The organism is Serratia sp. CY38905, assembly GCF_052168875.1.
GTDB lineage: Bacteria > Pseudomonadota > Gammaproteobacteria > Enterobacterales > Enterobacteriaceae > Serratia > Serratia sarumanii.
In genome coordinates this window covers 1-23785 of sequence record NZ_JBJNLV010000004.1, presented here as the reverse complement: position 1 = coordinate 23785, position 23785 = coordinate 1, and the positions used below count along the sequence as shown (strand labels likewise).

Sequence of the window (23785 nt, the reverse complement as noted above, 5' to 3'; positions counted from 1 at the left end):
TGGCGTTTTCATACTGTGCTAACACAATTTAGTTACAATTGCGGGAACAAAGTTTTTCAGGTCGGCTAAACTTACCATTATCTGAGGTGGGACCAAGTCTGCTTACACTTATTGTGGGTTGCGCGGCTTACGTTTTCACCACATATGATGGATAATGACGGGGAAACTGAGAGACCCGACTCTTTTAATCTTTCAAGGAGCAAAGAATGTTAATTCTGACTCGTCGAGTTGGTGAAACCCTCATGATTGGCGATGAGGTTACGGTTACTGTGCTAGGGGTAAAAGGCAACCAGGTGCGTATTGGTGTGAACGCCCCCAAAGAGGTTTCGGTTCACCGTGAAGAAATCTATCAGCGCATTCAGGCAGAGAAGTCTCAGCAGACGACTTACTGATTCCGAAGCAGCGTCTCGTTGCCAGACGAGACGCTACTGCATCGTTTTACCCACTTCCTTCGCCCTCCCTCTTCTTTTTCGTGATTATTTTCCCGGTTAGTTTCCTGCTTTGTTGCTACAGACGCGGCGGTTGCCTGTTGATAAAACGCCCTTTTTGCCGTGAAATCGCCCATGTTGGGTGCGAATTGTGCAAACGCGCATGAGTTGGGAAAAATTGTTTGACTTAAAAGTCGGAGAAAGTAATATGTGCGCCACGCAGTGCCGATGAGCTTCTCTAAAGCGAGTTAGGCACAATTCGAAAGAAGCGTTTGGTGAGGTGGCCGAGAGGCTGAAGGCGCTCCCCTGCTAAGGGAGTATGCGGTCAAAAGCTGCATCCGGGGTTCGAATCCCCGCCTCACCGCCATTTGCATCCGTAGCTCAGCTGGATAGAGTACTCGGCTACGAACCGAGCGGTCGGAGGTTCGAATCCTCCCGGATGCACCATATTAGCCGTATGGTAGAGTTGGGAACAAAGTACCATAGGGTATCAAAGAATTACTGTGCATCCGTAGCTCAGCTGGATAGAGTACTCGGCTACGAACCGAGCGGTCGGAGGTTCGAATCCTCCCGGATGCACCATTCTTCACTTCCCGTACTGCGAAGAGAAATCTTCAGGCGGGCAGTAAAAAAGAAAGTGTCCCTTAGGGAGGATAACGTTGCTTCAGCAACGGCCCGCAGGGTGAGGCGCAAGCGCCGAATCATCCTCCCGGATGCACCATTCTTTAAGTCTGGCTTCATTAGCGAAGCAGGCAAGCAGTAAAAACAGTAATGCATCCGTAGCTCAGCTGGATAGAGTACTCGGCTACGAACCGAGCGGTCGGAGGTTCGAATCCTCCCGGATGCACCATCTAAGAGAAACCCGCTTCGGCGGGTTTTTCGCTTTTCAGCATTTAACCATTCTCTACTTCACCCCTGTCCTCCTTTGCGCCCGATAGGGCACAGCACATTCCGTTATGACGCAGTCAGCGACAACCCAACGGCTTTACGCTAAAGTAGTTTTCTTTCCTCAACGATCATGGAGTAACGATGTTCGACCGCTATCAGGGTCTTATTTTCGACATGGACGGCACGATTCTGGACACCGAGCCAACGCACCGTAAAGCGTGGCGTGAAGTGCTGTCCCGTTATGGCATGACGTTTGATGAAGCGGCCATGGTGGCGCTGAGCGGTTCGCCGACCTGGCGCATCGCGCAGGCGATTATCGCCAGCCATCAGGCCGATCTCGATCCTCATCACCTGGCCGCGGAGAAAACCCGCGCGGTGGAAGCGATGCTGCTGGACAGCGTGCGTCCATTGCCGCTGATCGAGGTGGTGAAGTCCTATCATGGCCGCCGTCCGATGGCGGTCGGCACCGGCAGCGAGCACCGCATGGCGGAAATGCTGCTGCGTCATCTCGGCCTGTTCAACTGCTTCGACGCGATCGTCGGTGCGGACGACGTGCAGCGCCACAAACCGGAGCCGGACACCTTCCTGCGCTGCGCCGAACTGATCGGCGTGCCGCCGGAAAAATGCGTGGTGTTTGAAGACGCTGATTTCGGCATTCAGGCGGCGAAAAGCGCCGGTATGGCGGTGGTAGACGTCCGTACGCTGTGAGTAGTACGCTAGCCGTAATATCGTTATTTGGCAGTAGCTTCCTCAGTGCGACGCTGCTGCCGGGAAATTCAGAAATCGTTCTGGTCGCCTTGCTGACCCAGAGTCGCGTCTCGCCGGAGTTGCTGGTGCTGGCAGCGACCCTGGGCAACACGCTGGGTGGCTTGACCAATGTCATTATCGGGCGCCTGTTACCGGCGTTGAAACCACAGCGGGGGCTGGCAACGGCGCTCGGGTGGCTGCAACGCTTCGGCCCGGCTGCGCTGTTGCTCAGCTGGGTGCCGGTGGTGGGCGATTTGTTGTGCGTGTTGGCAGGTTGGCTGCGCATGCCCTGGGGCTCTGTCGCGCTGTTTCTGTGTATCGGAAAGGCGCTGCGTTACATCGTTTTGGCTATGATAACGGTACAGGGCATCGCCTGGTGGCAGTAACCAAGTGAATATAACTCAATATTCTCTCGGGTGCGGATTCAGTATGCTTACGAGTTATTGTTTTTAGAAGCGGGAGGTCAATTTGATCCCGGACGTATCACAGGCGCTTTCTTGGTTGGAAGCCCATCCCCAGGCATTAAAAGGCATTCGTCGCGGCATCGAGCGTGAAACGCTGCGGGTCACGCCGAACGGCACCTTGGCGACCACCGGGCATCCGGAAAAGCTGGGCGCGGCATTGACGCACCACTGGATCACCACGGATTTCGCCGAAGCGCTGTTAGAGTTCATTACGCCGGTTGATGACAATATCGATCACCTGCTGACATTCCTGCGCGATATTCATCGCTACGTGGCGCGCAATATCGGCGATGAGCGCATGTGGCCGCTCAGCATGCCGTGCTTTATCGAAGCTGAGCAGGATATCGAGCTGGCGCAGTTCGGCTCGTCGAACATCGGCCGCATGAAGACGCTGTACCGCGAAGGGTTGAAGAATCGCTACGGTGCGCTGATGCAGACCATTTCCGGCGTGCACTACAACTTCTCGCTGCCGCTGGAGTTTTGGCAGGCCTGGGCCGGCGTGCAGGACGCAGAAAGCGGTAAAGAGCAGATCTCGGCGGGCTATTTCCGCCTGATCCGCAATTATTATCGTTTCGGCTGGGTGATCCCGTATCTGTTCGGGGCATCGCCGGCCATTTGTTCTTCGTTCCTCAAGGGGCGCGAGACCAATCTGCCGTTCGAGCGCACCGAGCAGGGGATGTGCTACCTGCCGTACGCCACTTCGCTGCGCCTGAGCGACCTGGGTTATACCAACAAGTCGCAGAGCAATCTGGGCATCACCTTTAACGATCTGCACAGCTATGTGGCCGGTCTGAAACGGGCGATCGCGACGCCTTCCGAAGAGTTCGCCAAGCTGGGCGTGAAAGAGGGTGACCGTTACCTGCAGCTGAACAGCAACGTGCTGCAAATCGAGAACGAGCTGTATGCGCCGATCCGGCCGAAGCGCGTGACCAAAAGCGGCGAGACGCCGTCGGACGCGCTGCTGCGCGGTGGTATCGAATACATCGAAGTGCGTTCGCTGGACATCAACCCGTTCTCGCCGATCGGCGTGGATGCGGTGCAGGCGCGTTTCCTGGATCTGTTCCTGGTGTGGTGCGCGCTGGCCGATGCGCCGGAGATGAGCAGCGATGAACTGCTGTGCACGCGCAAGAACTGGAACCGGGTGATCCTGGAGGGCCGCAAGCCGGGCCAGACCATCGGCATCGGCTGTGGCGCCAGCCATGAACCGCTCGAAAAAGTGGGCAAGGCGTTGTTCGCCGATCTGCGTCGGGTGGCGGAAGTGTTGGACGGCGAAGCCGGCGATCGCCAATACCAGCAGGTGTGCGATGAGCTGGTCGCCGCGTTCGACGACCCTGAGCTGACCTTCTCCGCGCGCATCCTGAAAGCGATGCAAGCGGAAGGCACCGGGCGCGTCGGCCTGCAATTGGCGGAGCAATATCGCAAGATGCTGCTGGAAGAGCCGTTGGAAATCCTGAACGAGGCCGAGCTGGATAAAGAGCGGGAAGCCTCGTGGCAACGCCAACGCGACATAGAAGCCAATGATACGCTAAGCTTTGAAGCGTTCCTGAAGCAAAACGGCGGAAGCTGAAAAAGAAAAAGGCCACATCAATGTGGCCAAATATGCATCTCTGATGACAGGGATGATGATAACAAATGCGCGTCTTTCAGATACTGAGACTCGCAGGGTTGGAAAAGGTTTCCCGGTTAGGAAAAAAAGTTTCGAAATAAATGCTCTTTTACGAGGAGGTAGCGAAATGCCATTGCTGGATAGCTTTACCGTCGATCATACCCGTATGGCAGCCCCGGCTGTCCGCGTTGCGAAAACCATGAAGACGCCTCACGGCGATACCATCACGGTGTTTGATCTGCGCTTTTGCCGCCCGAACCTGGAAGTGATGCCCGAGCGCGGCATTCACACGCTGGAGCACCTGTTCGCCGGCTTTATGCGTGACCACCTGAACGGCCAGGGCGTGGAGATTATCGACATCTCCCCGATGGGCTGTCGTACCGGTTTCTACATGAGCCTGATCGGCGTGCCGGAAGAGCAGCGCGTAGCCGATGCGTGGAAAGCGGCGATGGCCGACGTGCTGAAAGTGACCGACCAGCGCAAAATCCCTGAGCTGAACGAGTACCAGTGCGGCACTTACCATATGCACTCGCTGGAAGAAGCGCAGGAGATCGCCAAGCACATCCTGGATAACGACGTAGTGGTGAACCACAACGACGAGCTGGCGCTGCCGAAAGAGAAGCTGCAGGAACTGCATATCTAGCCGCGAGTTCCCGCAGAGAAAAAAAGACGCGATTTCGCGTCTTTTTTACGTTCTGGCCAGCGGTCAGTGATGGCCGACGCTGGACTGCAGCGAGGTGATCGGCGTGACCCGCACCTGTTTTATCATGTTGCCCTGCACGTCGAGAATGTCGATATCATAATGGCCGATACGCAACCGGGTGCCGATTTCGGGGATATCTTCCAGCTCTTCGAGCAGCATGCCGTTGACGGTGCGCGCCTCGTTGGCCGGCAAGGTCCAGTTGAAGGCCTTGTTCAGCTCGCGCACGTTGGCGGTGCCGTCGATCAAGACCGAGCCGTCGCTCTGCGGCGTGACCTCTTCCGCCAGCGTGGGTGACATCGAGGTGGTGAAGTCGCCGACGATCTCCTCGAGGATATCCTCCACCGTGACCAGGCCCTGAATGTCGCCGTACTCATCGACCACGATGCCGACCTTCTCTTTGTTGCGCTGGAACTTCACCAGCTGCACGTTGAGCGGCGTGCCTTCCGGCACGAAGTAAATCTCGTCGGCGGCGCGCAGCAGGTTCTCTTTGTTGAACTCTTTTTTCTCGGTCATCAGGCGGTAGGCTTCGCGCACGCGCAGCATGCCGATGGCGTCGTCCAGCGAACTGCGGTACAGCACGATGCGGCCGTGCGGCGAGTGGGTCAACTGGCGCATGATCGACTTCCAGTCGTCGTTGACGTCGATGCCGACGATCTCGGTGCGCGGCACCATGATGTCGTTAACCGTCACCTTTTCCAAATCCAGCACCGAGATCAGCATGTCCTGATTGCGTCGGGAGATTTGCGACTGGGATTCGCGCACGATGGTGCGCAGCTCATCCTTGCTGACGGCATCGCTGATACGCACGTTGGTGCGAATGCCGAACAGGCGCAGCGTCATACTGGTAATGCCGTTGAGCAGCCAGACCAGCGGGAACATCACTTTTTGCAGCGGCGCCAGCAGAAAGCTGCTGGGGAAGGCGATGCGTTCCGGGTAGAGCGCGGCGAAGGTTTTCGGCAGCACTTCGGCGAACAGCAGCACGGCGAAGGTCAGTATGCCGGTGGCGATCGCCACGCCGAGGTCGCCATACAGTCGCATGCCGACGATGGTCGCCAGCGCCGAGGCGAGGATGTTGACCAGGTTGTTGCCGATCAGCACCAGGCCGATCAGCCGATCCGGTTTTTGCAGCAGCTTCTCCACACGGCGCGCCGAGCGATTGCCCTGTTTGGACAGGTGACGCAGGCGATAACGGTTGAGCGTCATCATGCCGGTTTCGGAGGCGGAGAAGTAAGCGGAGACCACGATCATGATCACCAGGATAATGATGAGGGTCCCCGTCGACACATGCTCCAATGCAGTATTCCTTATAGAGAGGGAAAGTTGAGGCGGCCGGCTTAGCGCACCATCACTTGCTGAATCAGACGGCTGCCGAAGTAGGCGAGCGTCAGCAGGAAGGCGCCGGCGAAGCTGAACCAGACGACGCGGCGGCCGCGCCAGCCTTCATGGTAATGGCCCCACAACAGCACGATATACACGAACCAGGCCATGATCGACAGCACCGCTTTATGCACGTTCTCTTTGCTGAACAGGTTATCCATGTACAGCAGGCCGGTGCACAGAGTGAGCGTCAGCAGCACCACGCCGATCTGGGTGATATGGAACATCTTGCGCTCGATGCTCATCAGCGGCGGCATGTCGGCGCTAAAGGTCAACTTCTTGTTTTTCAGAAGGTAGTCGAGCCAGGCAAGCTGCAAGGCGTAGAGCGTGGCGATGATCAGGGTGGCGTAAGAGAACAGCGCCAGGCCGATATGCACCATCAATTCCGGGCTGGACTCCAGGTGAGTGATGAACTCGCCGGGCATGAAGCTGGCGAAGGCCAGATTGATCATCGCGAAGCTGTAGACGATCGGCAGCAGGAACCAGCCGCGGTCGCGCGAGGCGACGAAGGTCATGACCGAACAGATGATCAGGCTGACGATCGAGCCAATGTTCAGCAGGCTGAGATTCTGCCCGGCGCTGACGTCGAAGATGCGCTGCTGCAGCGCGATGGCGTGGCAAATCAGCGCCACCACCGCCGAGACGAGGGCAAGCCGACGGTATGCGCTGTTCTTCCGCAACAAGCTGGGAATGATCAGTCCAAGGCTGAGCAGGTAGGCCATCAAAGCCACAATGGAGAAAACTGGCATAGCGTTTAATTTTGCTTCGGCGTGGTTAATTGGAGTGTCAGTATAACGTTGCGCGCGTTTCACTCCAACCTATCTCCAACGCTGAGGCAGAGATCCGGCGCGCTTCGTGTTATCATCGGCGCAATTGTGTCGCCGGAGCGGCCTGTCATCACACGTTGAGCATGAGACGATGTTTGAAAATTTAACCGATCGATTGTCGCGCACGTTGCGCAATATCAGCGGCCGCGGGCGGCTGACCGAAGAGAATATCAAGGAAACCCTGCGTGAAGTGCGTATGGCGTTGCTGGAAGCGGACGTCGCGCTGCCGGTGGTGCGCGACTTCATCAACCGCGTCAAAGAGAGCGCGGTCGGCCATGAAGTCAACAAGAGCCTGACGCCGGGGCAGGAGTTCGTCAAGATCGTCAAGGGCGAGCTGATCGCCGCGATGGGCGAAGTCAACACCGAGCTGAATCTGGCGGCCCAACCGCCGGCGGTGGTGCTGATGGCGGGCCTGCAGGGCGCCGGTAAAACCACCAGCGTCGGTAAGCTCGGCAAATTCCTGAAAGAAAAACAGAAGAAGAAAGTGTTGGTGGTTTCCGCGGACGTTTATCGCCCGGCGGCGATCAAACAGCTGGAAACGCTGGCGGAAGGCGTCGGCATCGACTTCTTCCCGTCCGACGTCAAAGAAAAACCGATCGACATCGTCAATCGCGCGCTGCAACAGGCCAAGCTGAAATTCTACGACGTACTGATCGTCGATACCGCCGGCCGCTTGCACGTTGACGAAGCGATGATGGACGAGATCAAGCAGGTGCACGCGGCGATCAAGCCGGTGGAAACCCTGTTCGTGGTCGACGCCATGACCGGCCAGGACGCCGCCAATACCGCCAAGGCGTTTAACGAAGCGCTGCCGCTGACCGGCGTGGTGCTGACCAAAGTCGACGGCGACGCGCGCGGCGGTGCCGCGCTGTCCATCCGTCATATCACCGGCAAGCCGATCAAATTCCTCGGCGTGGGCGAGAAGACCGAAGCGCTGGAACCGTTCTACCCGGATCGCGTGGCATCGCGCATCCTGGGCATGGGCGACGTGCTGTCGCTGATCGAAGATATCGAAAGCAAGGTCGACCGCGAGCAGGCGGAGAAGTTGGCCAACAAGCTGAAGAAGGGCGACGGTTTCGATCTGACCGATTTCCTGGAGCAGCTCAAGCAGATGCGCAACATGGGCGGCATGGCCAACATGCTGAGCAAGCTGCCGGGCGCCGGCCAACTGCCGGACAACGTCAAGTCGCAGATGGACGATAAAGTGCTGGTGCGCATGGAGGCGATCATCAACTCGATGACGCTGAAAGAGCGCGCCAAACCGGAAATCATCAAGGGCTCGCGCAAGCGCCGCATCGCGATGGGGGCCGGCATGCAGGTGCAGGACGTCAACCGCTTGCTGAAGCAGTTCGACGAAATGCAGCGTATGATGAAGAAGATGAAGAAAGGCGGCATGGCGAAGATGATGCGCGGCATGAAAGGTATGATGCCGCCGGGCTTCCCAGGCCGCTGATAGGCCTCCGCACGCCGAGTGCGGGCGCTTTCAGCATTCGCCGTTCGCGGTGAAAACCGCCCGAAATTTGACAGGCTGCAAAAGTTGTCCCCTGCGATCGACGCTTTAGATTGCTTTTTGCGCCAAAATGAGTAAAATTTTCGGGCTTTTTATATTGCAACCGGGCCCCGTCCCTCAATGGGGCCCGGCTGTTTTATTAACTAAAGAGGATGTTATGGTAACAATTCGTTTGGCACGTGGCGGCGCTAAAAAGCGTCCGTTCTATCAAGTAGTAGTGACCGACAGCCGCAACGCTCGTGATGGTCGTTTCATCGAGCGCGTAGGCTTCTTCAACCCGATCGCTTCCGGTCAGGCTGAAGCACTGCGTCTGGACCTGGACCGCATCGAGCACTGGGTCGGTCTGGGTGCAACCGTTTCTGATCGCGTTCACGCGCTGATCAAAGACGCTAAGAAAGCAGCTTAATCTGTCGCGGTGGTGGCAATGAGCAAGCAACTCAAACCGGTAGCGCCGATCGCGCCGATTGTACTCGGTAAAATGGGGTCCGCTTACGGCATTCGTGGTTGGCTCAGAGTGTTTTCATCCACCGAGAACGCCGAAAGCATTTTTGACTATCAGCCGTGGTTTATCCAGCAGGCGGGTCAGTGGCAGCATATCGAGTTGGAAGACTGGAAGCGCCACAGTCAGGATCTGATCATCAAGGTCAAAGGCATTGACGATCGGGACGCGGCGAATCTGCTGACTAATCGCGAGATTATGGTGGATTCCGATCAACTTCCTCCGCTGGAGGGTGACGATTACTACTGGAAAGACCTGATGGGCTGCCAGGTAGTCACCACCGCCGGCTACGAGCTGGGTAAAGTCATCGATATGATGGAAACCGGCTCGAACGATGTGATGGTTGTGAAAGCGAACCTGAAAGATGCGTTCGGCATGAAGGAGCGGTTGATTCCGTTTCTTCATGGGCAGGTTATCAAGAAAGTCGATCTCACTGCCCGCGTGATTGAGGCAGATTGGGATCCTGGTTTTTGACCCCCGGATCAAACGGTCGAAGCAAGTGGAATAACGGTAAGGGGATTGGCTTGTGTTCATCGGTATTGTAAGCCTGTTTCCTGAGATGTTCCGCGCTATCACCGATTACGGGGTGACTGGCCGGGCAGTAAAAAATGGCCTGCTGAGCGTGCAGTGTTGGAGTCCTCGCGACTTCACCTACGACCGGCATCGCACCGTGGACGATCGCCCTTACGGCGGCGGCCCGGGAATGCTGATGATGGTGCAACCTTTACGGGAAGCCATTCATGCGGCGAAAGCAGCGGCAGGCGAGGGAGCAAAGGTGATTTATCTGTCACCTCAGGGGCGCAAGCTGGATCAAACCGGCGTGTGCGAACTGGCGGCCAATCAGAAGATGATTCTGGTGTGCGGCCGCTACGAAGGGATAGACGAGCGCGTAATCCAAACCGAAATTGACGAAGAATGGTCAATCGGCGATTACGTTCTCAGCGGCGGGGAACTGCCGGCGATGACCCTGATTGATTCAGTCGCCCGTTTCATACCGGGTGTGCTGGGCCATCAGGCCTCAGCGGAGGAAGACTCCTTCGCCGACGGATTGCTGGACTGCCCGCACTATACCCGCCCAGAGGTGTTGGAAGGGATGGAAGTACCGCCGGTTCTGCTGTCGGGCAACCATGCCGAGATACGTCGCTGGCGCTTAAAGCAGTCGCTGGGCCGAACCTGGCTTAGAAGACCTGAACTTCTAGAAAGCCTAGCTCTGACTGACGAGCAAGCGGTGTTGCTGGCTGATTTCCAACGGGAATATCAGGCCAGGCAACAGGACTATGAAGGAAACGTCTGACATCAGACGGGACCGATATATCAGTTTACCTAGGGTAAGAGACATATTATGAGCAACATTATTAAGCAACTTGAACAAGAGCAGATGAAACAAGACGTACCTGCATTCCGTCCGGGTGATTCCGTGGAAGTGAAGGTATGGGTCGTTGAAGGTAGCAAGAAACGTCTGCAGGCATTCGAGGGCGTGGTTATCGCTATCCGTAACCGCGGTCTGCACTCTGCATTCACTGTTCGTAAGATTTCCAACGGCGAAGGTGTTGAGCGCGTATTCCAGACTCACTCCCCAGTAATCGACAGCATTGCTGTGAAACGTCGTGGTGCCGTTCGTAAAGCTAAACTGTACTACCTGCGTGAGCGTACTGGTAAGGCTGCTCGTATCAAAGAGCGTCTGAACCGCGTTGGCTAACGCTGCATCCAAAAGTTAATAGTTATCAGGGGTTGGCATTATGCCAACCCCTTTTTTTATCAGGAAAATCTATCACCTCGTATTTGCGAGACTTGGCCGCCTGGCAGCGACATTAAAAAGCCTGCATCAGCAGGCTTTTTGCATTACAGCGCGGCGGCGCTTTGTTTATGCTGACTCTCCGGCGGGTGCGGCTGCGCCGGGACAATGTCATCGCCAGGTTTGACGATCACCCGCGCGACGGACTCGTGCGTGGCGAACGTGCAACTGCAATTGATGTTGCGGCATTGATGGTAACGCTCTTTGGTCGACTCGCTCAGATAGCGGCTGGAGCGAGTGTGGGCCACGTGACCGCATAATGGACAGTGCATCATAAGAACCCCCTTGAACAAATTAAGTGAAATTGTTGTGGCATCACCCTTCGGCGAGCGAACTCGTCATGATGAGGCAATACCCTGCAAGCACAGTGCGCGTTCCGTGGCGCGTCGCTGTTCCAGCCCTTTGTTTTTCTTTCCGTTTACGTAAATCCAGCGAGGCAACTGATCGCAGGCCTGCCGCCACTGGCGCTGTTGCAGCAGCGCGACCAGCGTAGAGTGGCAGGCTGCGCCGACGCCCACGTTGAAGGCGAAGGCGATCACCGCATCATAGGTTTGTTGCGAGAGCGTATGCGGCAGGCAAGCGGCCATGCCGCGTTCGGTGCGGCGAACATCGTCGACCAAACCCACCGCGGCTTGCCGTTCATCGATCGTCTTGCCTGGGATGACGTCGGCAGTATGCCCAATGCCCTGCGTCCATACCCCGGCGCTGCACTGGTAAGGCGACAGGCGGCAACCTTCGAGATCGGCGATCAGCCTGAGACCGGCTTCTGAGGTTTGCAGCTCGCCAAATGACGGTAACAGCACCGCGATGGCCAAAACGGCGGCGACGCTGCAGCGCTTAACGATTGCACTCATCGTAAATTTTCCTCCGTGATGCCGCATTGCGCTCAATGGCCTTCAAGATCTGCAGGCTTTTACGTCGGTAGTACCAGTTCACCAGAAACGTGCCGATGCCTACCGCCGCACCGACTAAAAAGGCAATGTCCTGCGGAGAGAGCTTGCCGAGCCAGGCGAGAAACAGCGCCATGGCGTAGGTGATGAATGAGGTGATTTTCTCCATAACTTATGCTCGCTTTGTTTACAGCATCTCGGGAACTGTGGTGGCCATCGATGCGTTACTGGCCGCTCACTATCGAAATCCATCATGCCCCGATGCTGTACAATAATTACTGTATATGCATACAGTATTAAGCTATTTGCTAAAGTCGTCAATGGGTGGGATGAATATTTTTAGCAGATTGTGCAAAAGAGGGCGGCAGGCATAAAAAAGCCCATCGATGATGGGCTTCGAGAGATTCTGGAAGGGAGATTACAGGCCGTAGACCAGCGTGACCGAGGTGGTGGTGTCGGTGTTTTTCGGTGCCGAGGCCGGCGGTTTGCTGTTGTAGGTCACGGTGTAGGCTACGCGCAGTGAGAAGCGATCGTTGATCGCCACGTTCAACGCGCTTTCCGAGTTCAGCGTGGTTTCCTCGTTCGCCAGCGCGGAAACGCCCTGAATGAACTTGGTGTTGTCGGTCAGCTGATAGGAATAGTTGGCCGCACCGTAGGCCAGCCCTTTAGTCGAGCGGCCGCCGCCGTGGTATTCGTCATGGCGCACGCCGGGACCGAATTCCACCCGCAGGTCGCTGAGCGGCCCGTTGAGGAGTTGACGGCCGTAGCCGCCGGTCAGCGTGGAGCGTGAATCGTAACCGTTGAAACGGTCGCTCAGCCAGCTGGCTTGGCCGAACAGGTAGTTGCGGTCGGTCAGGTTATAGCGCGTACGGCCACCGGCCTGGTATTTTTCGGAGGAGCGCACGTTGGAGGAAGTGGTGTTGTTGGCCGCCCCCCACAGGCTGTACGCCGCGTCGCTGTTGAACCAGGTCATGTTGGTGTTGGCCAGCAGGGTGGAACTCTGCGAGTTGCCTGACTGGGCGTTGTAGCCCGCCTGCACGTTGCCTTCAAACGGTTTCTTGGCGGTGGCCGGATCGTCCATCGCGGTGAAAAGCGTATTGTCGGCGAGAGCTGAAACACTGGTGAAAGTCGTTAAGCAGCAAATATACAGCGGAAAAGCGCGACGAGCGCGAGAAGAGAGCATTTTGGATCCAGTTGTTAAGGGTGGTTATTGTTGATGACGGTCACATTATATCGGTTCATTTCGGCGACAAAAATAGCCGCCATTAGCTTAAGTTTTTAATTTTTATTCCTTATTTATTCGCTTTTCTTCTACTGAAATTCATCGCTTTCAGCAGCGCTTCGTGCTGAGTCTGGCGGATGCCTGTCTCAGCCCATTCGTTGGCGCTGAGGTGGGGGGCGCTTCTTCCTTGTAAAATCAAATGTACATTTATGTTTACGATGCCCATCTATTGCCAGGCAAGCGGGTAGAGAGGCGCTGGCAATCCTTTTGTTTACATATATTATTAAATTTATTGCATTTATTTTATTTGTTGAAGTGCATTTTCCAATGGTTTTTCTTAGGGGTAATTACGGTAATTTTTTATTTACGGAAATTGGATTGAAAACTTTACATTGCGTGATAAGGTAGAGCCCTGAAACGCTCAAGGTTCCACTTCAACGCATAACGCCAAACGACAGGAATAGCATCATGCAAAAAGACGCGCTCAATAACGTACACATCAGTGCAGAACAGGTTCTCATCACACCGGAGGAGCTGAAGAACCAGTTCCCGCTTAGCGCCGACGACGAAAATGAAATCGCCACCGCGCGCAACACCATCGCCAACATTTTGCAGGGGCGCGATCATCGCCTGTTGGTAGTGTGCGGGCCTTGTTCGATCCACGATCCGGATGCGGCGCTGGACTACGCCCGTCGTTTGAAAACCCTGGCGGCTGACTTGAGCGATCAGCTGTATATCGTTATGCGCGTCTATTTTGAAAAACCCAGAACCACTGTCGGCTGGAAAGGTTTGATCAACGATCCGTACATGGACGGTTCGTTTGACGTTGAAGCAGGCTTGCATATCGCGCGTCGCCTGTTGCTGGATCTGGTGGGCATGGGCTTGCCGTTGGCTACCGAAGCGTTGGATCCGAACAGCCCGCAGTACCTGGGGGACTTGTTCAGCTGGTCGGCGATCGGTGCGCGCACCACCGAGTCGCAGACCCACCGCGAAATGGCTTCCGGCCTGTCGATGCCGGTCGGCTTCAAAAACGGCACCGACGGCAGTCTGGGCACCGCCATCAACGCCATGCGCGCCGCCGCCATGCCGCACCGTTTCGTCGGCATCAACCAGGCGGGCCAGGTTTGCCTGCTGCAGACCCAGGGCAACCCGGACGGGCATGTGATCCTGCGCGGCGGTAAAACCCCGAACTACAGCGCCGAGCACGTTGCGGCCTGTGAAAAACAGATGCTCGAGGCGGGACTCCATCCGTCCTTGATGATAGATTGCAGCCATGGCAACTCGAATAAAGACTATCGCCGTCAGCCGGCGGTGGCCGAGTCCGTGGTGGAGCAGATTAAGGCGGGCAACCGTTCGATCACCGGCATCATGCTGGAGAGCCATCTGCATGAGGGCAACCAGTCTTCCGAGCAGCCGCGTGCAGACATGCGTTACGGTGTGTCCGTCACCGACGCCTGCATCAACTGGGAAAGCACGGAAACGCTGCTGCGTCATATGCATCAGGAACTCGGCGCTGCGCTGACGGCACGCACGGGAGAAAAGTAAGTTATGGTGGCAGAACTGACCGCGTTGCGCGATCAAATTGACGAGGTGGACAAAGCGCTCCTGGATCTGCTGGCGAAACGCCTGCATCTGGTAGCGGAAGTCGGCGAGGTGAAAAGCCGTCACGGTTTACCGGTTTATGTGCCGGAGCGCGAAGCGGCGATGCTGACCTCGCGCCGTCAAGAGGCGGAAAACCTCGGCGTGCCGCCGGATTTGATCGAGGATGTCTTGCGCCGCGTGATGCGCGAATCGTACGTCAGCGAGAACGATAAAGGCTTTAAAACCCTGTGCCCGCAGCTGCGGCCGATCGTCATCATTGGCGGCAACGGCCAGATGGGCCGGTTGTTCAACCGGCTGCTGACGTTGTCGGGTTATCAGGTCAGGGTATTGGATCAGGAAGATTGGCCGCAGGCGGAACAGCTGTTGGCAGACGCCGGCATGGTGATCGTCAGCGTGCCGATCCATGTGACCGAACAGGTGATAAGCCGCCTGCCGCCGTTGCCCGACGACTGTATTCTGGTGGATTTGGCGTCGGTGAAGAACCGTCCGCTGCATGCGATGCTGGCGGTGCACAGTGGCCCGGTGGTGGGGTTGCACCCGATGTTCGGCCCGGACGTGGGCAGCGTGGCGAAGCAGGTCGTGGTCTATTGCGACGGGCGCCGGCCAGAGGCTTACCAGTGGTTGCTTGAACAGCTGCAGGTGTGGGGCGCGCGGCTGCACCGCATCAGTGCGGTCGAACACGATCAGAACATGGCGTTTATTCAGGCGCTGCGGCACTTTGCCACCTTCGCCTACGGGTTGCATCTGGCGGAAGAGAACGTGCAACTGGAGCAGTTGCTGGCGCTCTCTTCGCCGATCTACCGGCTGGAGCTGGCGATGGTTGGCCGCCTGTTTGCGCAGGATCCGCAGCTGTACGCCGACATTATCATGTCGTCGGAGGAAAACGTGGCGTTGATCAAACGCTACTACCAGCGCTTCGGCGAGGCGATCAAGCTGTTGGAGCACGGCGACAAACAGGCGTTTATCGATAGCTTCCGCAAGGTGGAGCACTGGTTTGGCGATTACGCCCAGCGCTTCCTGGTGGAAAGCCGCACGCTGTTGCGGCAGGCTAACGACAGCCGGCAGTAAAATACCGGCGGTAAATAAAAATGAAGGGTTCGGCTTGGCCGAACCTTTTTTTATCGCGTCAGGATGGGTTGACCGGCACCACGGTGTCGCTGGGATAACAGCCCAGCACTTTCAGCGAGCGGGTGATGGGCGCCAGATCGCGCAGCGCTTTTTGCATTGCGTCGCCACGCAGGTTGGCCTGTACATCAATATAAAACATCTCTTCCCACGGATTGCCGTTGATCGGGCGTGACTCCAGTTTGGTCATGATGATGCCGTTGTCGCGCAATACCAGCAGCGCTTCGACCAGCGCGCCGGATTGCTGGCCGGTCGCCATGATCAGCGTGGTTTTGGCCGGCACCTGTTCGGAAACGTCGATCGCTTTACGCGCCAGGACGATAAAGCGGGTGATGTTCTGCTGTTGATTGGCGAGGTTGTGCTCCAGCACTTGCAGCCCGTACAGCGCGCCGCCGGCCTCGCTGCCCAGCGCCGCCACCTTCGGCGAATTCAACTTGGCGACTTTCTCCATTGCGGCGGCCGTGCTTTCGGTGTATTCGATTTTCCAGTGCGGGAAGCGGTTAAGGAACTGGCTGCACTGCTGGAACGGCTGCGGGTGGCTGTAGACGGTTTCAATCTGGCTCAAATCGCTGTCGCCGGCCACCAGAACACAGTGGTTGATCGGGTTGGTCAGTTCGCCGACGATCGACAGACTGGTGTGTTGCAGCAGGTCGTACACCTCATTAATCGAGCCGGAGCTGGTGTTCTCGATCGGCAGAATGGCGTAGTCCGCCTGGCCGGTTTCCACCTGGGCGAAGATATCCTGAAACTTCTGGCAGCCACATTCGATCAACCGATCGAAATGGCGGGCGGCGTATTGGCGCGCCGCCAGATGTGAATAAGAGCCTTTCGGGCCGAGAAAGGCGATGCGGGCGGAGTGTTGGCTGACGGGATTGAGCTGGTGCTGCAGCAGCGCCTGCTGGGTCAGGACGGAGTCTTCAATGATCAGTTGGAACAGGCGGGTGACGTAGAAACCGTCCAGGTCGTAAGGCTTGGCGGCGGCGATCAGCGCATCCAGCAGATCGCGCTCGCGCTCTTTGTCGCGGATCGGACGGTGAGAGTTCAGTTTGGTCTTGCCGACTTCGATCGCCAGTTCACGGCGTTCCGCCAGCAGGGCCAACAGTTTCAAATCCAGTGCGCTGATGCGCTCGCGCAGCACCAATAACGGGTTGTCAGTCATAATCAGCTTCCGCCTTCAGTTCTTATTCGTTGTATAACAGCCATAAAAAAAGCCTCCTGTTTCCAGGAGGCCTTGTTGTTCGTCTTCGCATTCTTTCTCACACGACGAAACGCCTCCCAGTCAGGGGAAGGTAAAAAAGAATGCGAAGAAAAACGGTGTGCGTGGCATGGTCTACCTAAGGTTAATGCGAACAGGTTTTAAAGTAACCGCTGGCTTTTACCCCGTCAACAAAAATACCCGACAAAAAACGCGCCCTCGGGCGCGTTTGATGCGGCAACCGCAGTCGGACGGTTATTCCTGTTCCTGCGTCACTTCCGGCACGATGTCTTTCACGCTGGCATTGCAGCGGCGCGCTTCGCCTTTGTGCTGCACCTTGTTCAGCTGGCGCTCCAGCTTGGCGATCAGCTCGTTAACGGCGGTATACATGTCATCATGTTTGGCGCTGGCGACCAGCGGGCCGTTCGGCGTGGTAATGGTAGCGTCGGCGACAAACCCCTGCGGTTCTTTGGATAAGACGATATGCGGGTTTATCAGCTGGGTCTGCCATTTTTCCAGTTTGGTGAGACGGTCTTCGACGTGATTGCGGATTGCGGGAGTGATATCCATTTGTTTGCTGGTAATGTTCAATGTCATATAACTTACCTCTCTGTCTTTCCGTCTTGGTGAACCCAGCATACCCCGCTTTTTGTTTAAATGCGTGATGTAAATCACGATTTTTTGTCACTTTTTGCAAAGTTAGTTCAATCTGTGATTCAGCATTTGAATTGGTTATCTAATGCTTGAGAGTTGCCGCCGGATGGCGCATTATCGATGAGTTGACCGGTGAGGAGCGCTAGCTAACACCGTGTTTTTACTTGTGTATTCTTCCAGTGAAAACCAGGTCCACGCCAATGAAAACGGCAGCCGAGGCTGCCGTTTTGTTTTTTTGCCGTTGCCGACGCGCGCTTATTGCGGGTTGGCGGCGATCACTTTGGCCACTTTGTCAGCCTGGCCGTTCAGCTGCAGCTGCTTGTAGGCATTTTCCATCAGCGGCAACACGTCGTGCGTCGCTTTGGTATCCGGGAATTCACGCAACATCTGCTCGGCGCGATTAACGACCGCGACGTAAGCACCGCGTTTAGTGTAGTATTCCGCCACCGAAAGCTCATACTTGGCCAAGCGGTCTTTCAGATACACCAAACGCTTGTTGGCGTCGGTCGCGTATTGGCTGTTCGGGTATTGCTGAATCAACTGGCTGAAGTCGCGGAACGCAGCGCGAGCGTGCTGAGGATCGCGGTCCGAACGGTCAACCCCGAAGAAGCCCTGCAGCGCGCTGTCATCGAGCGCCATGTCGGTCAGACCGCGCATGTACATCACGTAATCGATGTTCGGGTGCGTCGGGTTCAGGCGCATGAAGCGATCGATGGATGCCTGCGCCATCGGCAAGTCGGCGGCCTTATAGTAGGCGTAAATCAAATCCAGCTGGACCTGCTGGGAATACGGCCCGAAAGGATAGCGGTTATCTAACGCTTCGAGTTGCGTAATCGCGCCCTTGAAGTTACCGTCCTGCAGCTTTTGCTGCGCGGTGGCATAGATTTCCGAAGGTGGGTTGTCGGGAACCGCATCCTTGGATGTGGAGCAACCTGCCAGCGCCAGGCTCAACGTGGCTGCCGCCACCAGATATTTCATACGCGTCATGACGTTTTGATTATCCTCAGGGTGTTATTCCGGGAGACTGTCCGTTAAGCTCCCGACAAAGACCAGGTACAATAGCACATTATATTAAACGGCATCGCCGTGAAAACCCAACGTTAACGAAGAAGCTGCATATGGCACAACAAGTACAACTCACCGCAACGGTGGCCGAATCTCAACTCGGACAACGTTTAGATCAGGCTTTGGCCGAATTGTTCCCTGATTATTCACGATCTCGCATAAAAGAGTGGATCCTGGGCGATCGGGTGAAGGTCAATGGCAAAACGTCAAACAAACCGAAAGAGAAGGTGCTGGGCGGAGAGACGGTCGCCATCGATGCACAGATAGAAGAAGAGGCGCGTTGGGAGCCGCAGGATATCGCGTTGGATATCGTCTATGAAGACAGCGACATCCTGGTGATCAACAAGCCGCGCGATTTGGTGGTGCACCCTGGCGCCGGTAACCCGGACGGCACGGTGCTCAATGCGCTGCTGCATCACTACCCGGAAATCGCCGACGTGCCGCGCGCCGGCATCGTGCACCGTCTGGATAAAGACACCACCGGCCTGATGGTGGTGGCGAAAACCGTGCCGGCGCAAACCCGGCTGGTGGAAGCGCTGCAGGCGCGTGAAATCACCCGCGAATACGAAGCGGTGGCGATTGGCACCATGACCGCCGGCGGCACGGTAGAAGAGCCCATAGCGCGCCATTCCACCAAGCGTACCCACATGGCGGTGCACCCGATGGGTAAACCGGCGGTGACGCACTACCGCATCATGGAACACTTCCGCGTGCACACCCGTCTGCGTCTGCGCCTGGAAACCGGCCGTACTCACCAGATCCGCGTGCACATGGCTTACATCAGCCATCCGCTGGTGGGCGATCCGCTGTACGGCGGCCGTCCACGTCCGCCGAAGGGGGCTTCGGAAGCCTTCATCAACACGCTGCGCGGTTTTGACCGCCAGGCGCTGCACGCCACCATGCTGCGTTTGTACCATCCGATCAGCGGCATCCAGATGGAGTGGCATGCGCCGCTGCCGCAGGACATGGTCGATCTGATTAACGCGCTGAAGGCGGATACCGAAGAATTCAAAGATCAGATGGACTGGTAATGAACTCGCTCATTCTGCCCGACTGGCCATTGCCTCCCGGCGTTAAGGCCTGCAGCACCACGCGCGGCGGCGGCGTCAGCCTGCCGCCTTATGACTCGCTGAACCTCGGCGCCCACGTCGGTGACGAGGAGCAAGCGGTGAAGCGCAATCGGGAACGGTTGGTTACCGTCGCCGGCTTGCCGCAGATGCCGGTGTGGCTCGAGCAGATACATGGCACCCGTGTGGTGACGTTGGCGGGGCAAGCGCCTGCCGATCTGCGGGCGGATGCGGTTTACAGCAACGTGCCGGGGCAGGTGTGTGCCGTGATGACGGCGGATTGTCTGCCGGTGCTGTTCTGTTCGCAGCACGGCGATGAAGTGGCCGCCGCTCACGCCGGCTGGCGTGGGTTATGCCATGGCGTGCTGGAGCAAACCGTGGCGGCGTTCAGCGCCGCGCCGAGCCAGATCAGCGCCTGGCTGGGGCCGGCGATCGGCCCGCAGCAGTTTGAGGTCGGGCCGGAGGTGCGCGCTGCCTTTATCGCGGAAGACGCCGAAGCCGCGGCGGCGTTTACGCCGCACGGCGATAAGTTTTTGGCTAATATCTACTTGCTGGCCCGCCAACGTTTGTTGCGGGCAGGCGTGCAGGCCATCTACGGCGGCGACCGCTGCACGGTTAACGAAAAGAGTCATTTTTTCTCCTATCGACGCGATGGAATAACCGGACGTATGGCAAGTTTAATCTGGCTGATATAACCTATTGAATTAGGACGATCCAACGACGCATGGCGTTGTACCGAAAATTTAGCGTCGAGATAACCTTGAAAATTTGAGGGATGACCTCATTTAATCTCCAGTAGCAATTTCGACCCATCTTGGAGGTGTTATGCGTCTGGATCGTCTTACCAACAAATTCCAGCTTGCCCTCGCCGATGCCCAGTCACTAGCCCTTGGGCACGACAACCAGTTTATTGAACCGCTACATCTGATGAGCGCCCTGCTCAATCAGGAAGGGGGCACGGTTCGTCCACTATTAACTTCCGCAGGTATCGATGCCGGGCGCGTGCGCACCGAGATCGAACAGGCGCTGTCCCGTTTGCCGCAGGTAGAAGGTACCGGTGGCGACGTTCAACCGTCCCACGAGTTGGTGCGCGTCCTGAACCTGTGCGACAAGCTGGCGCAGAAGCGCGCGGACAAATTCATTTCTTCCGAGCTGTTTGTGCTGGCGGTGCTGGAAGACCGCGGCTCGTTAACCGACTTGTTGAAAGCGGCCGGCGCAACGGCCGACAAAATCAGCAAAGCCATTGAACAGATGAGAGGCGGTGACAGCGTGGAAGACCAAGGCGCCGAAGACCAGCGGCAAGCATTGAAGAAATACACGATCGATCTGACCGAACGCGCCGAGCAGGGCAAACTTGACCCGGTGATCGGCCGTGACGAAGAGATCCGCCGCACCATTCAGGTGCTGCAACGCCGTACCAAAAACAACCCGGTGCTGATCGGCGAACCTGGCGTGGGTAAAACCGCCATCGTCGAAGGCCTGGCGCAGCGCATCATCAACGGCGAAGTGCCGGAAGGGCTGAAGCACAAGCGCGTATTGTCCCTCGATATGGGCGCTTTGATCGCCGGCGCCAAATACCGCGGCGAGTTTGAAGAGCGCCTGAAAGGCGTGCTCAACGATCTGGCCAAGCAGGAAGGCAGCGTTATCCTGTTTATCGACGAACTGCACACCATGGTCGGCGCCGGTAAGGCGGATGGCGCGATGGATGCGGGCAACATGCTCAAACCGGCGCTGGCGCGCGGCGAGCTGCACTGCGTCGGTGCGACTACGCTCGACGAGTATCGTCAGTATATAGAGAAGGATGCGGCGCTCGAACGTCGTTTCCAGAAAGTGTATGTGGCGGAGCCGAGCGTGGAAGACACCATCGCTATCCTGCGCGGCCTGAAAGAGCGTTACGAACTGCACCACCACGTGCAGATCACCGACCCGGCCATCGTGGCGGCGGCAACGCTTTCTCACCGTTATATCGCCGATCGTCAATTGCCGGACAAGGCTATCGACCTGATCGACGAAGCGGCATCCAGCATTCGCATGCAGATGGATTCCAAGCCGGAGTCGCTCGACAGGCTTGAACGCCGCATCATTCAGTTGAAGCTGGAACAGCAGGCGCTGAATAAAGAGTCTGACGACGCCAGCAAGAAACGCCTGGACATGCTCAGCGATGAGCTGGGGCAGAAAGAGCGAGAATATTCGGAGCTGGAAGAAGAGTGGAAAGCGGAAAAAGCCTCGCTCTCCGGCACCCAGAACATCAAGGCTGAACTCGAGCAGGCCAAAATCACCCTGGAGCAGGCGCGCCGCGTCGGCGATCTGGGGCGGATGTCGGAACTGCAATACGGCAAAATCCCTGAGCTGGAGAAACAGCTCGCCGCCGCCACGCAGGCCGAAGGCAAAAGCATGAAACTGCTGCGCAATCGGGTGACCGATGCGGAGATCGCCGAGGTGCTGGCGCGTGCCACCGGCATCCCGGTGGCCAGAATGCTGGAAGGTGAACGCGACAAGCTGCTGCGCCTGGAGCAAGAGCTGCATTCGCGGGTGATCGGCCAGGACGAAGCGGTCAGCGCGGTCTCTAATGCTATCCGCCGCAGCCGCGCCGGGTTGTCCGATCCTAACCGGCCGATCGGTTCGTTCCTGTTCCTCGGCCCGACCGGGGTGGGGAAAACCGAGCTCTGCAAGGCGCTGGCTTCGTTCCTGTTCGACAGCGACGACGCCATGGTGCGTATCGACATGTCCGAGTTTATGGAGAAACACTCCGTTTCGCGTCTGGTCGGCGCGCCTCCGGGCTATGTTGGTTATGAAGAGGGCGGCTATCTGACGGAAGCCGTGCGCCGCCGGCCTTACTCGGTGATTCTGCTGGATGAAGTCGAGAAAGCGCACCCGGACGTATTCAACATTCTGCTGCAGGTGTTGGATGACGGCCGACTGACCGATGGCCAGGGCCGTACCGTCGATTTCCGCAATACCGTGGTGATCATGACTTCCAACCTGGGCTCCGATCTGATCCAGGAGCACTTCGGTCAGATGAACTACGCGCAGATGAAAGAGTCGGTGATGGAGATGGTGAGTCACCACTTCCGTCCTGAGTTCATCAACCGTATCGACGAAGTGGTGGTGTTCCATCCGCTGGGCGAGAAACACATTGCTGCAATCGCCAAAATTCAGCTGTCGCGTTTGTACAAACGTTTGGAAGAACGCGGTTACGAAGTGACCATGACCGAACCGGCCCTGGCTTTGTTGAGCAAAACCGGTTACGACCCTGTGTATGGTGCGCGTCCGTTGAAACGCGCGATTCAGCAGGAGATCGAGAACCCGCTGGCGCAGCAAATCCTGTCCGGCAAGCTGATTCCCGGCAAGCTGGTGACGCTGGATGTGGAAAACGACCATATCGTTGCACGCCAATAACGGCAACTAAGCGTCATGAAGATAAAAGGGAGCGGGTGACCGCTCCCTTTTCTTTATCTTCATTTGTCTCTATTTATAGGGTTTGCCGCTATTGCTGCGCTAAAACCGGTGTTTTTTGACTAATAAACATCCTAAAAAGGCATTTTGGGTGATTATTTGAGCGCTTGAAAAGTTTTTTGCATTTAGGGGTTGCGGCCTGCCGAGAACTCCCTATAATGCGCCTCCACTGACCGGGAACAACGACTGACAAGCCGCCGGGTCAGCGAGAAGACAGCGAAATAAACGCTTGACTCTCCGGGCTAAAAGCGTAATATACGCAGCCCGCGCCGATGAGTTTCTCGGCACTGCTCTTTAACAATTTATCAGACAATCTGTGTGGGCACTCCACAAGACGATATCCAGCATCTTCGGATGCAAAAAAATATCAAGTCTTGAAGAGTGACTAACTGAAGTAAAATTCATGCAGTAAATCTTTGAGCATCGCTTCTCGAGTGGAAGCACATCAAGCTTTTAATTGAAGAGTTTGATCATGGCTCAGATTGAACGCTGGCGGCAGGCTTAACACATGCAAGTCGAGCGGTAGCACAAGAGAGCTTGCTCTCTGGGTGACGAGCGGCGGACGGGTGAGTAATGTCTGGGAAACTGCCTGATGGAGGGGGATAACTACTGGAAACGGTAGCTAATACCGCATAACGTCGCAAGACCAAAGAGGGGGACCTTCG

At 56.8% G+C, this 23785-nt stretch carries 25 protein-coding genes, 4 tRNA genes, 1 rRNA gene and 1 other annotated feature; of the genes, 20 read left to right on the top strand and 10 right to left on the bottom strand.

The features are described 5' to 3' along the window. Positions 1–206 precede the first annotated feature (206 nt). The 9 genes from csrA (at position 207) to luxS (ending at position 4776) form a co-directional block, all read left to right on the top strand. Positions 207–392, top strand: a complete 186-nt coding sequence (gene csrA, locus ACJ8MK_RS11470; RefSeq protein WP_004091602.1) for a carbon storage regulator CsrA — start codon at positions 207–209, stop codon at positions 390–392. Positions 393–702: 310 nt separating this feature from the next. After that, positions 703–795, top strand: a tRNA-Ser gene (locus ACJ8MK_RS11465). A 3-nt stretch (positions 796–798) separates the two neighbouring features. Continuing rightward, positions 799–875, top strand: a tRNA-Arg gene (locus tag ACJ8MK_RS11460). Between the two features lie 58 nt (positions 876–933). Beyond that, positions 934–1010 (top strand) — tRNA-Arg (locus ACJ8MK_RS11455). A 191-nt stretch (positions 1011–1201) separates the two neighbouring features. Further along, positions 1202–1278, top strand: a tRNA-Arg gene (locus tag ACJ8MK_RS11450). Between the two features lie 179 nt (positions 1279–1457). Continuing rightward, on the top strand, positions 1458–2024 hold the full coding sequence (gene yqaB / locus ACJ8MK_RS11445; protein WP_049234766.1) for a fructose-1-phosphate/6-phosphogluconate phosphatase: 567 nt from the start codon (positions 1458–1460) through the stop codon (positions 2022–2024). After that, a complete protein-coding gene (locus ACJ8MK_RS11440) occupies positions 2021–2449 on the top strand; it encodes a YqaA family protein (RefSeq protein WP_004932520.1) in 429 nt (142 codons plus the stop codon). The genes yqaB and ACJ8MK_RS11440 overlap by 4 nt, the downstream gene beginning before the upstream one ends. Before the next feature lie 82 nt (positions 2450–2531). Then, on the top strand, positions 2532–4094 hold the full coding sequence (gene gshA / locus ACJ8MK_RS11435; RefSeq protein WP_033650024.1) for a glutamate--cysteine ligase: 1563 nt from the start codon (positions 2532–2534) through the stop codon (positions 4092–4094). A gap of 166 nt (positions 4095–4260) precedes the next feature. Next, positions 4261–4776: an S-ribosylhomocysteine lyase gene (luxS, locus tag ACJ8MK_RS11430; RefSeq protein ID WP_019455133.1), complete on the top strand. Its 516-nt coding sequence runs from the start codon at positions 4261–4263 to the stop codon at positions 4774–4776. A 63-nt stretch (positions 4777–4839) separates the two neighbouring features. Here luxS and ACJ8MK_RS11425 read toward each other — a convergent pair whose 3' ends face one another. Continuing rightward, the gene (locus ACJ8MK_RS11425) at positions 4840–6129 is read right to left on the bottom strand and encodes an HlyC/CorC family transporter (protein ID WP_442517757.1); all 1290 of its coding nucleotides are present in this window, start codon (positions 6127–6129) and stop codon (positions 4840–4842) included. A gap of 41 nt (positions 6130–6170) precedes the next feature. Further along, the gene (locus tag ACJ8MK_RS11420; protein ID WP_033652955.1) at positions 6171–6962 is read right to left on the bottom strand and encodes a cytochrome C assembly family protein; all 792 of its coding nucleotides are present in this window, start codon (positions 6960–6962) and stop codon (positions 6171–6173) included. A 169-nt stretch (positions 6963–7131) separates the two neighbouring features. On the opposite strand from ACJ8MK_RS11420, the gene ffh reads away from it, so the two are divergent. From ffh to rplS, 5 genes are all read left to right on the top strand, one after another. Continuing rightward, positions 7132–8493 (top strand): signal recognition particle protein, encoded by a 1362-nt coding sequence (gene ffh / locus ACJ8MK_RS11415; protein ID WP_004932504.1) that lies wholly within the window; start codon positions 7132–7134, stop codon positions 8491–8493. Positions 8494–8707: 214 nt separating this feature from the next. Next, positions 8708–8956, top strand: a complete 249-nt coding sequence (gene rpsP / locus ACJ8MK_RS11410; RefSeq protein ID WP_004932501.1) for a 30S ribosomal protein S16 — start codon at positions 8708–8710, stop codon at positions 8954–8956. A gap of 18 nt (positions 8957–8974) precedes the next feature. After that, positions 8975–9523 (top strand): ribosome maturation factor RimM, encoded by a 549-nt coding sequence (gene rimM / locus ACJ8MK_RS11405; protein WP_033637182.1) that lies wholly within the window; start codon positions 8975–8977, stop codon positions 9521–9523. A 52-nt stretch (positions 9524–9575) separates the two neighbouring features. Then, positions 9576–10343 (top strand): tRNA (guanosine(37)-N1)-methyltransferase TrmD, encoded by a 768-nt coding sequence (gene trmD, locus ACJ8MK_RS11400; RefSeq protein WP_049196873.1) that lies wholly within the window; start codon positions 9576–9578, stop codon positions 10341–10343. Positions 10344–10391: 48 nt separating this feature from the next. Beyond that, a complete protein-coding gene (rplS, locus tag ACJ8MK_RS11395) occupies positions 10392–10748 on the top strand; it encodes a 50S ribosomal protein L19 (RefSeq protein ID WP_025301638.1) in 357 nt (118 codons plus the stop codon). A gap of 143 nt (positions 10749–10891) precedes the next feature. Here the strand turns inward: rplS and ACJ8MK_RS11390 are convergent, their stop codons facing one another. The 4 genes from ACJ8MK_RS11390 to ACJ8MK_RS11375 all read right to left on the bottom strand — a co-directional run bounded on the left by ACJ8MK_RS11390 (position 10892) and on the right by ACJ8MK_RS11375 (position 12917). Continuing rightward, positions 10892–11119 (bottom strand): ogr/Delta-like zinc finger family protein, encoded by a 228-nt coding sequence (locus ACJ8MK_RS11390; protein ID WP_033637183.1) that lies wholly within the window; start codon positions 11117–11119, stop codon positions 10892–10894. A 63-nt stretch (positions 11120–11182) separates the two neighbouring features. Further along, positions 11183–11698 (bottom strand): lysozyme, encoded by a 516-nt coding sequence (locus ACJ8MK_RS11385; RefSeq protein ID WP_033637184.1) that lies wholly within the window; start codon positions 11696–11698, stop codon positions 11183–11185. Further along, positions 11682–11903, bottom strand: coding sequence for an HP1 family phage holin (locus ACJ8MK_RS11380; RefSeq protein ID WP_025301641.1), 222 nt, complete (start codon positions 11901–11903; stop codon positions 11682–11684). The genes ACJ8MK_RS11385 and ACJ8MK_RS11380 overlap by 17 nt, the downstream gene beginning before the upstream one ends. A 249-nt stretch (positions 11904–12152) precedes the next feature. Then, positions 12153–12917 (bottom strand): DUF481 domain-containing protein, encoded by a 765-nt coding sequence (locus ACJ8MK_RS11375; protein ID WP_004932469.1) that lies wholly within the window; start codon positions 12915–12917, stop codon positions 12153–12155. A 507-nt stretch (positions 12918–13424) separates the two neighbouring features. On the opposite strand from ACJ8MK_RS11375, the gene ACJ8MK_RS11370 reads away from it, so the two are divergent. Together ACJ8MK_RS11370 and tyrA are read left to right on the top strand one after the other, a co-directional pair. Next, positions 13425–14501: a 3-deoxy-7-phosphoheptulonate synthase gene (locus tag ACJ8MK_RS11370; RefSeq protein WP_016929016.1), complete on the top strand. Its 1077-nt coding sequence runs from the start codon at positions 13425–13427 to the stop codon at positions 14499–14501. 3 nt (positions 14502–14504) lie between these two features. Beyond that, positions 14505–15626 (top strand): bifunctional chorismate mutase/prephenate dehydrogenase, encoded by a 1122-nt coding sequence (tyrA, locus tag ACJ8MK_RS11365; RefSeq protein ID WP_193168941.1) that lies wholly within the window; start codon positions 14505–14507, stop codon positions 15624–15626. A 58-nt stretch (positions 15627–15684) separates the two neighbouring features. On the opposite strand, the gene pheA is transcribed toward tyrA, so the two are convergent. From pheA to bamD, 4 genes are all read right to left on the bottom strand, one after another. Further along, entirely contained in the window at positions 15685–16842 is a 1158-nt protein-coding gene (gene pheA, locus ACJ8MK_RS11360; RefSeq protein ID WP_442517756.1) for a bifunctional chorismate mutase/prephenate dehydratase, read from the bottom strand. A gap of 42 nt (positions 16843–16884) precedes the next feature. Further along, positions 16885–17011 (bottom strand) — a sequence feature (Phe leader region). Next, the gene (locus ACJ8MK_RS11355) at positions 16963–17010 is read right to left on the bottom strand and encodes a hypothetical protein (RefSeq protein WP_101428074.1); all 48 of its coding nucleotides are present in this window, start codon (positions 17008–17010) and stop codon (positions 16963–16965) included. (Overlaps the previous feature by 48 nt.) Positions 17012–17133: 122 nt before the next feature. Beyond that, a complete protein-coding gene (raiA, locus tag ACJ8MK_RS11350) occupies positions 17134–17475 on the bottom strand; it encodes a ribosome-associated translation inhibitor RaiA (RefSeq protein WP_004932457.1) in 342 nt (113 codons plus the stop codon). 312 nt (positions 17476–17787) lie between these two features. Further along, positions 17788–18519, bottom strand: a complete 732-nt coding sequence (bamD, locus tag ACJ8MK_RS11345; RefSeq protein ID WP_004932456.1) for an outer membrane protein assembly factor BamD — start codon at positions 18517–18519, stop codon at positions 17788–17790. A gap of 131 nt (positions 18520–18650) precedes the next feature. Between bamD and rluD the strand changes: the two genes are divergently transcribed. The 4 genes from rluD to ACJ8MK_RS11325 all read left to right on the top strand — a co-directional run. Next, positions 18651–19628: a 23S rRNA pseudouridine(1911/1915/1917) synthase RluD gene (gene rluD / locus ACJ8MK_RS11340; protein WP_442517755.1), complete on the top strand. Its 978-nt coding sequence runs from the start codon at positions 18651–18653 to the stop codon at positions 19626–19628. Then, complete coding sequence (gene yfiH / locus ACJ8MK_RS11335) at positions 19628–20359, top strand: purine nucleoside phosphorylase YfiH (protein ID WP_041033370.1); 732 nt, start codon at positions 19628–19630, stop codon at positions 20357–20359. The genes rluD and yfiH overlap by 1 nt, the downstream gene beginning before the upstream one ends. Positions 20360–20489: 130 nt before the next feature. After that, positions 20490–23063 (top strand): ATP-dependent chaperone ClpB, encoded by a 2574-nt coding sequence (clpB, locus tag ACJ8MK_RS11330; RefSeq protein ID WP_025301647.1) that lies wholly within the window; start codon positions 20490–20492, stop codon positions 23061–23063. A gap of 511 nt (positions 23064–23574) precedes the next feature. After that, a 16S ribosomal RNA gene (locus ACJ8MK_RS11325) occupies positions 23575–23785 on the top strand; the annotation flags it as partial.

Bases quoted from the DNA above. Each gene is read 5' to 3' on its own strand.
- csrA (WP_004091602.1), top strand. From the start codon at position 207: ATGTTAATTCTGACTCGTCGAGTTGGTGAAACCCTCATGATTGGCGAT.
- yqaB (WP_049234766.1), top strand. From the start codon at position 1,458: ATGTTCGACCGCTATCAGGGTCTTATTTTCGACATGGACGGCACGATT.
- luxS (WP_019455133.1), top strand. From the start codon at position 4,261: ATGCCATTGCTGGATAGCTTTACCGTCGATCATACCCGTATGGCAGCC.
- ACJ8MK_RS11420 (WP_033652955.1), bottom strand. From the start codon at position 6,962: ATGCCAGTTTTCTCCATTGTGGCTTTGATGGCCTACCTGCTCAGCCTT.
- ffh (WP_004932504.1), top strand. From the start codon at position 7,132: ATGTTTGAAAATTTAACCGATCGATTGTCGCGCACGTTGCGCAATATC.
- rpsP (WP_004932501.1), top strand. From the start codon at position 8,708: ATGGTAACAATTCGTTTGGCACGTGGCGGCGCTAAAAAGCGTCCGTTC.
- rimM (WP_033637182.1), top strand. From the start codon at position 8,975: ATGAGCAAGCAACTCAAACCGGTAGCGCCGATCGCGCCGATTGTACTC.
- rplS (WP_025301638.1), top strand. From the start codon at position 10,392: ATGAGCAACATTATTAAGCAACTTGAACAAGAGCAGATGAAACAAGAC.
- ACJ8MK_RS11390 (WP_033637183.1), bottom strand. From the start codon at position 11,119: ATGATGCACTGTCCATTATGCGGTCACGTGGCCCACACTCGCTCCAGC.
- ACJ8MK_RS11385 (WP_033637184.1), bottom strand. From the start codon at position 11,698: ATGAGTGCAATCGTTAAGCGCTGCAGCGTCGCCGCCGTTTTGGCCATC.
- ACJ8MK_RS11380 (WP_025301641.1), bottom strand. From the start codon at position 11,903: ATGGAGAAAATCACCTCATTCATCACCTACGCCATGGCGCTGTTTCTC.
- ACJ8MK_RS11375 (WP_004932469.1), bottom strand. From the start codon at position 12,917: ATGCTCTCTTCTCGCGCTCGTCGCGCTTTTCCGCTGTATATTTGCTGC.
- ACJ8MK_RS11370 (WP_016929016.1), top strand. From the start codon at position 13,425: ATGCAAAAAGACGCGCTCAATAACGTACACATCAGTGCAGAACAGGTT.
- tyrA (WP_193168941.1), top strand. From the start codon at position 14,505: ATGGTGGCAGAACTGACCGCGTTGCGCGATCAAATTGACGAGGTGGAC.
- pheA (WP_442517756.1), bottom strand. From the start codon at position 16,842: ATGACTGACAACCCGTTATTGGTGCTGCGCGAGCGCATCAGCGCACTG.
- raiA (WP_004932457.1), bottom strand. From the start codon at position 17,475: ATGACATTGAACATTACCAGCAAACAAATGGATATCACTCCCGCAATC.
- bamD (WP_004932456.1), bottom strand. From the start codon at position 18,519: ATGACGCGTATGAAATATCTGGTGGCGGCAGCCACGTTGAGCCTGGCG.
- rluD (WP_442517755.1), top strand. From the start codon at position 18,651: ATGGCACAACAAGTACAACTCACCGCAACGGTGGCCGAATCTCAACTC.
- yfiH (WP_041033370.1), top strand. From the start codon at position 19,628: ATGAACTCGCTCATTCTGCCCGACTGGCCATTGCCTCCCGGCGTTAAG.
- clpB (WP_025301647.1), top strand. From the start codon at position 20,490: ATGCGTCTGGATCGTCTTACCAACAAATTCCAGCTTGCCCTCGCCGAT.